The organism is Rahnella sp. PAMC25617 (genome assembly GCF_050606005.1).
GTDB lineage: Bacteria > Pseudomonadota > Gammaproteobacteria > Enterobacterales > Enterobacteriaceae > Rahnella > Rahnella variigena.
Genome location: NZ_JBOCUM010000019.1, coordinates 155,340 through 166,852 on the forward strand (window position 1 = coordinate 155,340; position 11,513 = coordinate 166,852).

Genomic DNA, 11,513 nt, shown 5'->3' on the forward strand with positions numbered 1-11,513 from the left:
TAACCTGTTCTGAGTAGCAAGATGATCTCCTTTTCCGCGATTTCTAAATCCACTAAACGGCTGCTGCAAAATATCGCAATGGCCGTTTTTTTACTGGCGCTGATCGTACTGGCATGCCGGATCTGGCCCCATCCGCCACTTTCTCAGGGACAACCTTTTTCCTCCGCCTATTACGACCGGCAGGGCATCCTGATGCGCATCACGCTGGCTAACGATGATCGTTACCGGCTGTGGACGCCGCTGGAACAGGTTTCTCCGCTGGCGGTGAAAGGGCTTCTGCTGCATGAAGATCGCAGTTTTTACTACAATCCTGGCTTCAATCCGTTCAGCCTGATGCGTGGCTTCTGGCGCAGTTATGTGACAGGCGGCAAAATGCAGGGCGGTTCGACCATCACCATGCAACTGGCGCGTATGCACTGGCATCTGAATACCCGCACGCCGTCGGGCAAAATCATGCAGGTTCTGCGTGCGGTGCAGCTTGAACTGAGTTACTCCAAACACGACATTCTCGAAGCCTATCTGAACGCCGCGCCTTATGGCCGTAACATTGAGAGTATCGGCGCAGCCAGTCTGATCTATTTCAACAAAGCGCCGAAAGACCTGACGTTACCCGAAGCGCTGACGCTGGCGGTTTTGCCACAATCACCGAGTTATCGTATTGACCCTAAGACCGGTGTCTTGGGCGCGGCGCTGACGCAGGCGCGTAACCGGCTTTTCCAGCGCTGGCAGGCACATTATGAAACTGACAGCAGCCAGATCTCCTTGTTCAGATTGCCGCTGGCGCTGCGTCAGCCGGAGCAGATGCCCTATATTGCACCGCATTTTATCGAACAACTGCGTCAGCAGAATCAGCAGCTTGCCGGTACAGATACCCGGACGGACACCACGATTGACGCCGGCTTGCAGCGGCTGATTGAGCGGCAGGTCAATGCGTTTATCACCCGTAACGAAAGTCGCGGTATTCACAACGCCGCCGTTTTGCTGGTCGATACCCGTGACATGGGGGTGCGATCGCTGGTGGGATCAGCCGATTACTACAACCGCGATATTCAGGGACAGGTAAACGGCACCAACGCAAAACGCTCACCGGGCTCGGCGCTCAAACCGTTTATTTACGCGCTGGGGATGGAGCAGGGTGTGTTGCATCCGATGACTATCCTGAAAGATGTGCCTTCTGCCTTTGGTGCTTACGCGCCGGAAAATTTCGACCGCCGTTTTCTCGGTCCGGTGACCGCAACCGATGCCCTGAACTTCAGCCGTAATATTCCCGCCGTGTATGTCGCATCGCAGCTGCGCCAGCCGACGTTTTATCAGTTCCTCCGGCTTTCCGGCGTGGCGGATATGGCCAGTGAAAACCATTACGGTCTGTCGCTGGTGCTGGGCGGCGGAGAAGTGACGATGCAGGAGCTGGCAAAACTGTATGCGTTACTGGCAAACCGCGGCGTGTTGCAGCCGCTTCGGATGCAGAAAACTGATGCGCAACAGACAACGCCCGTGCGTTTGCTCAGTGAAGAAGCCAGTTTCATGACGCTTGATATGCTGCGTCAGCACCGCCGTCCGGGGGATACGCTGGCTCAGGCTCCGTCTTCGCTGCCGGTTTACTGGAAAACCGGTACCTCGTGGGGCTTTCGCGATGCGTGGAGCGTCGGGATTTTCGGCCCTTATGTCCTGGTGGTCTGGGAAGGTAATTTCGACAGTAAAGGCAATAACGTTTTTGTCGGTGCCGATGCTGCCGCACCGTTGTTCTTCAATATTATCGACAGCATTACCGCCAGCTATCCTGCATTACAGGAGCCCAAAAGACCCTTCCCTAAAGGGCTGAAACGGGTGGATATCTGCCTCGCCAGCGGGAATTTACCGACGCCATGGTGCCAGCAAAAAGGCAAAACCTGGTTTATTCCCGGTAAGTCGCCGATCAAAGTGGATACTGTTTACCGTCCTGTACGTCTCGATAAACTGACCGGTGAAGTCGCCTGCCCTCCGTATGAGGAAGACGAAACCCGTACGGAAGTATTTGAGTTCTGGCCATCGGACCTGGCGAATGTCTTTGCGCAGGCCGGATTACCGAAGCGCAAGCCGCCGGTGAATCACTGCAAAGATGAGGGCGTGGACGTGAGTGGTAATCCGCCGCGCATCACGTCACCGCTGAAAAACACCACGTATACGCTGCGTCAGTCCCAGCAGGGGCGTGACCGGATTTCATTTAATGCGGTGACCGATGCGGACAGTAAAACGGTGTACTGGTTTGTCGATGATATCTACCTGGGAAGCTCTGCCAGTAAAACCGCCATTGACTGGCAGCCTATCAATAACGGGCAATACCGTATCCGCGCGGTAGATGATCATGGCCGCGCGGACAGCCGGTTAATCAGTATTGAGATTGTGAACTGAACAACGTGGCGGGCTTATCGGATATCTATTTTCAAGGTCGCCATGCCACTGAATTCACCGGTATCCAGACTGCCCCCAATCAGATTAATCGGGTAAGCCGTCATTGAGATATTCCCTATACCATTTTGATTCATGGGTAAGTTTCCCGATTCAAAAGGTATCGCTGTACCGGCGGCATTTTCAACGCGAATTCCAATATCGGGTAGATTGTCAGAAGGTCGGCGTCTCGCTATTAGCGTATATTGATCAGCCAGATCGTCACCTTTCAACAGCATGGCAAGCTGTGTGCCGGTTGGTATCTGAGGCAATCCATTTGCTGTGCAGTCATACGTAATGTTAAATGTTGTGGGAATATGGCCCTTAGGTGGCTGATTTAGGGTGATAAATTTACTGGCGGCAATAGCACCGAAATTGACCGTGATCGTTTCACCCTTATTGATTTCACAGCTTTGCGGTACGGTCAGTTTTCCGCTGATATAGACGCGGGCAACAGGCGGGCCAAGCGGAGGGGCGGTCACTATGGCCGTGCCTGAGGACAAATATATCTGGGCAATCTCTGTTCTTGGAATATCCAGTTCACCGATAAAAGGTGTGCTGATATAAAAAGTTAATGAGCCTTGAGAGCCAACATTCAGGCTTGCACGGGTACTTTGCTGAGCACAAACGCCATTATTATTTGCATCGGTGTGATGTGTGGCATCACCGAGTGTTTTTGTTGTCGGTACAGCGATACCTGTTGCCGGAGGCAGATCGAGCATTGCCTTGACATCAATGTGATCGTTAATTTTGTAATATCCCGGCTCAGTTCCCTTAGGCAAGGCGGTTTTTACGGTGTACATCAGTAAAACCCCGCCGCTGCTGTTGGCATCACTGTCGGTACAATTGCAACTGATGGTGTAATTTTGCATCCCACCATTCATGCTTTTTTCATACTTTTTCCCTCTCTCGTTATCCGACGCGGGAATATCTTCCTGAAGAAAATTGTCATAATTCGCGCCTGCGCCATCCTCCGGCGAGCATATCGCTGATCCCGCTTGTGCAAGGGATGAAAAACTATTGATGGCCATCCCCAGCAGGGTAAGCTTTATGAACGATGTCAGGTTGCGCAAAACCTGTTTTGTTGTGTGCATGAATTATCCTTAAATACACGGAGCCGTCAGCGAATTCACCTGAGAGATTGAGGCAGAGATGTTGAATTGAGCCTGACATTGCTGAGAGGCTTCATTCCCCCATTTCACATGAAGTAAAACCTGTTTTTCTAACGGGATACCCGACAGGTAAACGACACCGCCTTCATCCACGATATTGCTTTGTTTTTCAGTTGCCGCCATGGCACCAAAAGGCACTGTGGCACCATTTGGTCGAACCAGTGTCACCAGAACTCGGGCTCCCACACGGGCATCAAAATGTGCCGTTACCATAGCGCCGGAATTTGGGATCACAATGGCTGAGGTATTTTCGATATCTACGTCGTCAGGCAGGGTGGTGGTGTCCATTGCGATACGGTTTTCGTTATACGCAGTCAGGTACGGGACGACAGCAAAACCACGCCAGTCAGTTCTGACACCCGGCAGATTTTGCAGACGTGCTCCGCTGGCGCCATTGGTATCTATCAATGCAAAGGAATCACCGAGCGGTTGAGACAGCGTGGCTCCCCGGGAATGCGCCACGATACCGCCTGCAATGCCGTAACTGAGTTGCTGAGAATCTCTGCTGTAGTTGTAACCTGCGTTGAGATTGCCAAAGGAGGAGCGGTAGGTTGAGTAAAGGTTGCTCCCGCTCTCATTGTTCTGATCGGTATAACTTTGCTGAACTGAATAGCTGAGACGGCGATCGTCAAGTGCGGTTCCGCTTAACCCAACCTGATGGCGCGTTCCTTCGCCTTTCTCATGGGAGACATTGTATGTACCCCAACTTTGTGGCAACCAACGGCTTAGCGGAATACGGAGGTTCAGGGATATCTGTTGATCGTTATCTTCACCTTGCAGCTGGCTGTAGGAATAGCTCAGGTTATAGCTGACACCGAAGAGACTGTTGTTTAAGCCGACGGAGAGGTTCTTCTCCTTGCCGCCATTGTTCCAGTAGTCCTGTTCATATCCTGAGAGATACAGGCTCGCCCCTTCCCATAATGTCTGATTGATATTGAACTGGATTTTACTGCGTTTGTGGTAGTCAAGTTCCAGAGCATTGTCGCCATCAAGATATTGTGTGGATTCATCAAAATCGTAATACCCGGCACTTGAGTACCGATAGCTCGCCAGACTGAAATCCGTGTCGGTCATTTCAATGTTTTTCGAATACTGAACGCGGTACGACTGGCCTGAGGTGGTCTGATTATTATCCAGTGTGGAACGGGCATGGGTAACATCAGCTGAAATGCCGCCCAGCCACTGGAGGTTATAACCCACACCGATGAGTCCTGAGAGGTAATCTTCAGATATCACTGAGCCTCCGTAGGACGTAATGGTGTTTGAAAGCCCATAGATAGCCGTACCCTGAGCAAAGGTTGGCTCTTTCTCATTGTTATCTGTCGCGCGGTAAACACCTGCTGTTGCGCTGTATTTCAACCGACCAGGGCGTTGCATAACCGGAATAGCCGAAAAAGGCTGATTAAACCGGCGTTCAGTTCCGTCAGCTTCTTTCACCGTTATCTCAAGATTTCCGCTGTAGGATGAGGGATAAAGATCGTTAATCTCAAAGGCGCCCGGAGGGACAAAGGACTGATAAATAATGTGATCATTTTGCCGGATAGTGACTTCAGCATTGGAGTTTGCAACCCCCCGTATGGTAGGGGCGAAACCGCGCTGGCTGTTAGGTAGCATATTATCGTCAGAAAAAAGCTGAACACCGGAGAACGGAACACTGCTGAGGATTTCCCCGGAGGTTGAGTTTTCACCAAGCAGTAACTTTGACTTGATGGATTTTATGTCCCTTTCCACGTAGGTCGAGATCGTGTCCCATTTTTTCTCATCTCCACTGTCGCTGTAAGTGGTGTAATTGCGAACGCGCCAGGGGCCAACGTTTAAGCCATTTTGCAGATTCAGGTACTGGCTGGAGTCATCGTTGCCATTTCGATAACTCCGCTGGCCGCCTGAATAGGAATAATTGGAGAAAAGAGAAGGGGCGCCGTCATCCCATTTTGCCGGGTCAATATAGTCTTCTGCTTTCTGAAGGATCGCTGCTTGCGGAATGCTGAAATTAAGCTGCATGAGGTAGAAATCAAATTTGACGTCTGCGGCAGGGATATATTGTGCAAGCGAACCCAGTGGCGCATCTGGCTGAAGACTTTTTAATGCCGGAAAAGCATCAACATTGACGCCCAGTGCCCGCAAGATATCGGGCGTTATCTGCGGTTCAAGTGTGCCATCTGATCGGGATAAGTAGCTGATTGAATGTCGTAATTTTAATTTTTTATTCACATACAGCGCTGTGTCATAGTTACCAGGCAGCTGCGCCTGATCATTACTCTGGAACAAAGAAAGGTCGACATCCCCAACGTCACCGGCTTTACGCTCGATAAACAGAGGGTCGAAATAGACATCTTCTGCATGCGCTGTCTGAGCGGCGAGTAATCCAATAGCCGTACTGGCCAGCAGGCTACCCAGTTTAAGCACGAGCGGCGCTGAGTTCTTTTTAACGTCCTCAGTCAAGCTCGTGTGTAAAAATTTTTCATCCGTGAGCATAGTTTTCTCGTACTTCTGAGTGCCATAATTTGGCAATGGCTGTGAGTTATGGTGTGGCTTTATTTGTCTGGTTATAAAGGCTGTTCATAGCGTGCTGTTGTTCCGCCATAGTCATTAATCGCATCCCATTTCACACTGCTTCCTGAGGTGCCCGGTGGAAGTACAACGTCCATCTGGCTCAAAGGCGCAATCATTGCCACATCTTTTAAGAAAGTAGAGCCAATGCTGAGTGAGCTGAAAACCACGTGATAGGGGCTCGGATTTTTAATAACGAGATGACCGTTGTTTCTGGCGAAAGTGAGCGCCTTCGGTGCTTCAAACGATTTTCCGGGCAGTTTTGTTGGCCGGTAAAAGAGCTTTATCCGCGTATTGACGACCAGTTTAAGTTCGTTTTTTGTATTTTTAGGCGTTGAAGGAATCGCTTTAACATTGATATAGAAAACGGACTCTCTGTCTGTCGGGAGGACGCTGCCGGTATAGGAAATACGCAGGTTACTTTCCTGTTGAGCATTCAGGCGAAATAGCGGTGGAGTGATGATAAAAGGACCGCGTGTTTTTTCTCCCCCCGCATCAACCCAGGACTGTATGAGGAAAGGGTTGCTTTCAGCATTATTCTTAACGGAAAGCGTAGCTTCCCTTTTATCTGCGTCATAAATAACGCGGGTGCGCCCCACAACAATTCCGCCAGCATAGGTTATTTGTGACGTGAATAATGAAATTATAATTAAAAATAATATATATGGATTTTTTCTACCCATGCGAATTTGAATCCTTACAGTAGCAATATATTCATGCGGTAATTGAATGAGCCCTTAATAAAATGCCCTGCAAAGTTGACCTTTTGCAGGGCAAGATTAAAGGTGCTTATCTGTAATCGAGAGTAACTTTCACACGGGCGTCGGCCGCACCGGCAGTGATATCGCCAGGCAACTTGAACGATTCATAGTATGCGAGAAGATTCACATTCATGACCTTACCCGGAATTGGGTAGATGATGTCAGGCAGCGCGTTAATTTTCATGATGTTATTTGTTGCCGCATCTTCAATTCTGATGCCTACGCCATCCGCCATTGCGTCACCATAATCATTGCCAAGCGCAATCAGATCAGTGGTGTCAGCAACGGTATCTGACTCCAGCCATATCCGGAAGTGAGGGGTAGGGTTGGTCTCTGAAACGACAGGGCAGTTATCAAGTGGCAGGGTGAAAGGGATTTTTGGCGAGAGGTCACCAATTTCCTGGAATTGTGCTGCTGAATAAGTCCCTAACGGTATATTGAGTTCTTCACCACCATTAATCTCACAGGCTTCTTCAACAATTGCACCTGTGAAATTAATAGCACCATCGATCGCATAGCTATTTGCTGCCATAGCCAAAAATATCCCGCCCGCTAAGAGCTTGAACTTGGTTTTCATTTTTTGCGTCCATTCAGAAATAAAAATTGGAGGTTAAGCTAAAGATAATTTTATCTGATTCAATAAATTGAATTCATCACCTTTAGATGCCGGATTCTACCAAGTGTTTTATACCTTGAATAGTAGATGGTAGCCATCCTGTTTGAATGATACTGAGTTTTTAGTTTGACACATCACTACCAATGATCATTATCATTTATATAATTCATTCAAATTATTCTTTGGCGTGTAAATGTTCTATTTTCCAAAGAAAATATTATTCTTATCGTTTTATTATTAAGTAAACGAATAAGTATAATCACCAGAAATTTCTTCCCGCTCGCATATTGAGATGATCATTTTTTTGATACTTGCAGCAGGAGTGTTCATATAATGACCAAAAAAAGGACGAACAGATTTTGCAGAGCGGGACAAACCGTAACAAACCAACCTTCGCTTGCAGAAGATTCCTCTGATATTGTTGATAAATTAGGAAATCCATAATCATTGTTACAATTTCGGCTAGAATATATACCATTAAACGCTGTCTGTTTTAGCTGACTTTTCTGACAATACAAGCTTCAGGCATTCACGCCTTTGGGAGATTTAAATGCAAGAAAATCACAAGATTCTGGTGGTCGATGATGACATGCGCCTTCGCGCACTTTTGGAACGTTATCTGACTGAACAGGGCTTCCAGGTGCGTAGCGTTGCCAATGCCGAACAAATGGATCGCCTGCTGACTCGTGAGTCATTCCATCTGATGGTTCTCGATCTGATGCTGCCGGGCGAAGATGGCTTGTCTATCTGCCGTCGTCTGCGCAGTCAAAGTAACCCGATGCCGATCATCATGGTCACCGCTAAAGGCGAAGAAGTTGACCGTATCGTAGGTCTGGAAATTGGTGCCGACGACTATATTCCAAAACCGTTTAACCCGCGTGAACTGCTGGCCCGTATCCGCGCTGTGTTGCGTCGTCAGGCTAACGAATTGCCGGGTGCGCCTTCTCAGGAGGAAGCGGTCATTTCATTTGGCAAGTTCAAACTGAACCTCGGTACCCGCGAAATGTTCCGTGAAGACGAGCCTATGCCGCTGACCAGCGGTGAGTTCGCCGTGCTGAAAGCACTGGTGAGTCATCCACGTGAGCCGTTGTCCCGTGACAAGCTGATGAATCTTGCACGTGGTCGTGAATATAGTGCGATGGAACGCTCTATCGATGTGCAGATTTCCCGTCTGCGTCGTATGGTAGAAGAAGATCCGGCGCATCCGCGTTACATTCAGACCGTATGGGGTCTGGGCTACGTATTTGTGCCGGACGGCAGTAAGGCATGAAGCGAATACGCTTTTCACCGCGTAGCTCGTTTGCCCGAACACTGTTATTAATCGTCACCTTGCTGTTCGTCAGCCTGGTGACGACCTATCTGGTGGTGCTTAACTTCGCCATTCTTCCCAGCCTGCAGCAGTTTAATAAGGTTCTGGCATACGAAGTGCGTATGCTGATGACCGACCGGCTGCAGCTGGAAGATGGCACGTTGCTGGCTGTTCCACCGGCGTTTCGTCGCGAAATTTACCGCGAACTGGGCATTTCTCTTTATACCAACTCTGCAGCCGAGGAGAGTGGTCTGCGCTGGGCGCAGCATTACGAATTCCTCAGTCAGCAGATGGCGCAGCAGCTTGGTGGGCCTACCGATGTCCGCGTCGAGGTGAATAAAAATACCCCGGTTGTGTGGCTGAAAACCTGGTTGTCGCCTGATATCTGGGTACGCGTTCCGCTTACTGAAATCCATCAGGGCGATTTCTCTCCGCTGTTCCGTTATACGTTAGCGATTATGTTGCTGGCGATTGGTGGCGCGTGGCTGTTTATCCGTATTCAGAACCGACCCCTGGTCGAACTGGAGCACGCGGCATTACAGGTCGGGAAAGGCATTATTCCGCCGCCATTACGTGAATACGGTGCGTCGGAAGTGCGGTCAGTGACGCGTGCATTTAACCAGATGGCAGCCGGTGTCAAACTGCTGGCCGATGACCGTACCTTGCTGATGGCAGGTGTGAGTCACGATTTACGCACTCCGCTGACACGCATTCGTTTAGCGACTGAAATGATGAGCGACGGTGACGGTTATCTTGCCGAGTCGATCAACAAAGACATCGAAGAGTGCAACGCCATTATCGAGCAGTTCATCGACTATCTGCGCACTGGCCAGGAAATGCCGACAGAGATCACCGATCTTAACGGTATTTTGGGCGAAGTGATTGCGACAGAAAGCGGCTACGAACGCGAAATAGATTCAGATCTGGCCGACGGCGAATTACTGGTGAATGCGCATCCGCTTTCCATCAAGCGTGCTGTTGTGAATATGGTGGTCAACGCCGCCCGTTACGGCGATGGCTGGATTAAAGTCAGCAGCGGTCGTGAACTTCAGCGTGCATGGTTCCAGGTTGAAGATGATGGCCCGGGCATTGCGCCGGACCAGCTCAAACATCTCTTCCAGCCATTTGTGCGCGGTGAAAGCGCCCGAACCACCAGCGGAACCGGCCTCGGTCTGGCGATCATTCAGCGTATCGTTGATGCCCATTCAGGGACGCTGGATATCGGCAAGAGTGACCGCGGGGGATTACGGATCCGGGCGTATCTGCCGTTACCGGTGGAGATGCTGAAAGCGGTGGCGGTTCAGCAGAAACCAGTTTGATTAAGGGGGGAATTAATAATCCCGTTTTAGTTGGACAGCCGGCAATTTCGGTTTCTCAATTGCGGTGAACACTTTTCGAGCTGCGCCGAAACCGCCAAAGAGAGGGAAGTGCTTTCCCTCTCTTGGATCTCTCCCCGCTTTTTACTCCCCGCTTAGCTCGCTGGCTATGTTTCAGGTAGCGATGCGATAGCCGCAAAATTCCGCCGCTGCGCGGTGCCCTCCGTTCGGGCTACAACCCGCGCAAAAAGACGCACGGTTTTGCGCCTCTCCTCCGGCGGTATTTTGGAACCGGCCCTTGGCTTTGACTTCACAACCTCACTCTCTTTATTTTTAAAATGCTGCGGGCGATTCAGAAATCTTGCTGAACGGAGCGGCTTCGAGACCTATGGCTCGAAGACCGAGAGAAGGTACCGCGCAGCGGCAAGATTTCCAGCCTGTCGCTGCGGCTGATGAAACATAGCCAGCGAGCGAAGCGCGCAGTAAAAGAGCCGGGGATTCTTAAGGGTGGTGGCGATAAGCCACCCTTAAGGCCGGTGTGGGCGGCAGCTCACGGTCTTGACCTAAGGCCAGTTAGGAAGGCAGCTCATGGTTTAGACCTAAGGCCGGTGTGGGCGGCAGCCCACGGTCTTGACCTAAGGCCAGTTAGGAAGGCAATCCATAATTCAGCTCTTCCTGCTCATCACATAATACTCTGCCGCTTCTTCCCGCCATCTCGGCGTGTTCCCTGTATCCCACGGATTAACCAATACGACATCTGTATGCGCAAACGCTTCGCCATGATCGGTCGCCAGAGTCGCCTGATGATTCAGGCAAATAGCCGCCAGTAGTCTGTCCTGCTCTGACATCACTACATTGGCAGCTTCTGACAACGTCATGACCCGCGGGTAATGCAGCGCGCTTGCCGCATCAAACGACAGTAATCGACCGGCAAAATCCTGATTCAGCATTTCCAGCAAGGCTTCAGAAAGCGCGGCTTTCGGCTGGTGCTCCGGCAGATTATCGACCCAGGTGAAAAGCGCCGCCACGCTCAGGCTGGTCAGGTAAAGCTGTGTGGCATCCTGCGCATCCAGCCATTGCAGAACGTTTTTTTGTGGCCTGGGATTGATCATCTCAAGAATGACGGCTGTATTAAGAATAATCATTTGGGCGGCAGTTCCAGTGGCTCTGCGATCACGGAGGAAAAACGCTGGCGGAGCTGGCTGCCGAGGCCAAAGTCAGGCTGGGCGGGAGTGAGCGCCTGTTTCAGAATGAGACGTGCTTCTTCTTCCATCGAGTGGCCTTTTTTGGCCGCCGCGATACGCAGCAGTTCCTTCACATCGTCATCGAGATTGCGTACGGTAATCGTCGCCATATGAGGTT

General features: G+C 50.4%; 9 protein-coding genes. 3 read left to right on the forward strand and 6 right to left on the reverse strand.

Annotation, left to right across the window (positions count from 1 at the left end):
- Positions 1-21 precede the first annotated feature (21 nt).
- Complete coding sequence (gene pbpC, locus ACM615_RS22100; RefSeq protein ID WP_431012542.1) at positions 22-2,391, forward strand: penicillin-binding protein 1C; 2,370 nt, start codon at positions 22-24, stop codon at positions 2,389-2,391.
- Between the two features lie 14 nt (positions 2,392-2,405).
- Here pbpC and ACM615_RS22105 read toward each other — a convergent pair whose 3' ends face one another.
- The 4 genes from ACM615_RS22105 to ACM615_RS22120 form a co-directional block, all read right to left on the reverse strand.
- The gene (locus ACM615_RS22105) at positions 2,406-3,521 is read right to left on the reverse strand and encodes a fimbrial protein (RefSeq protein ID WP_431012543.1); all 1,116 of its coding nucleotides are present in this window, start codon (positions 3,519-3,521) and stop codon (positions 2,406-2,408) included.
- A gap of 9 nt (positions 3,522-3,530) precedes the next feature.
- Positions 3,531-6,074 carry a fimbria/pilus outer membrane usher protein gene (locus ACM615_RS22110; RefSeq protein WP_431012544.1) on the reverse strand — a complete coding sequence of 848 codons (2,544 nt, stop codon included), beginning with the start codon at positions 6,072-6,074 and terminating at the stop codon, positions 3,531-3,533.
- Positions 6,075-6,145: 71 nt separating this feature from the next.
- Positions 6,146-6,832, reverse strand: coding sequence for a fimbrial biogenesis chaperone (locus ACM615_RS22115; RefSeq protein ID WP_132966958.1), 687 nt, complete (start codon positions 6,830-6,832; stop codon positions 6,146-6,148).
- A gap of 106 nt (positions 6,833-6,938) precedes the next feature.
- Positions 6,939-7,487: a fimbrial protein gene (locus ACM615_RS22120; RefSeq protein WP_113877193.1), complete on the reverse strand. Its 549-nt coding sequence runs from the start codon at positions 7,485-7,487 to the stop codon at positions 6,939-6,941.
- Positions 7,488-8,076: 589 nt separating this feature from the next.
- Here ACM615_RS22120 and ompR point away from each other — a divergent pair.
- A complete protein-coding gene (ompR, locus tag ACM615_RS22125) occupies positions 8,077-8,796 on the forward strand; it encodes an osmolarity response regulator transcription factor OmpR (RefSeq protein ID WP_009635740.1) in 720 nt (239 codons plus the stop codon).
- Positions 8,793-10,154 (forward strand): two-component system sensor histidine kinase EnvZ, encoded by a 1,362-nt coding sequence (gene envZ, locus ACM615_RS22130; protein WP_112288648.1) that lies wholly within the window; start codon positions 8,793-8,795, stop codon positions 10,152-10,154. The genes ompR and envZ overlap by 4 nt, the downstream gene beginning before the upstream one ends.
- A 662-nt stretch (positions 10,155-10,816) precedes the next feature.
- On the opposite strand, the gene ACM615_RS22135 is transcribed toward envZ, so the two are convergent.
- A complete protein-coding gene (locus tag ACM615_RS22135; protein ID WP_431012545.1) occupies positions 10,817-11,296 on the reverse strand; it encodes a PIN domain-containing protein in 480 nt (159 codons plus the stop codon).
- Positions 11,293-11,505 (reverse strand): FitA-like ribbon-helix-helix domain-containing protein, encoded by a 213-nt coding sequence (locus tag ACM615_RS22140; protein ID WP_112288646.1) that lies wholly within the window; start codon positions 11,503-11,505, stop codon positions 11,293-11,295. The genes ACM615_RS22135 and ACM615_RS22140 overlap by 4 nt, the downstream gene beginning before the upstream one ends.
- Positions 11,506-11,513: the final 8 nt, after the last annotated feature.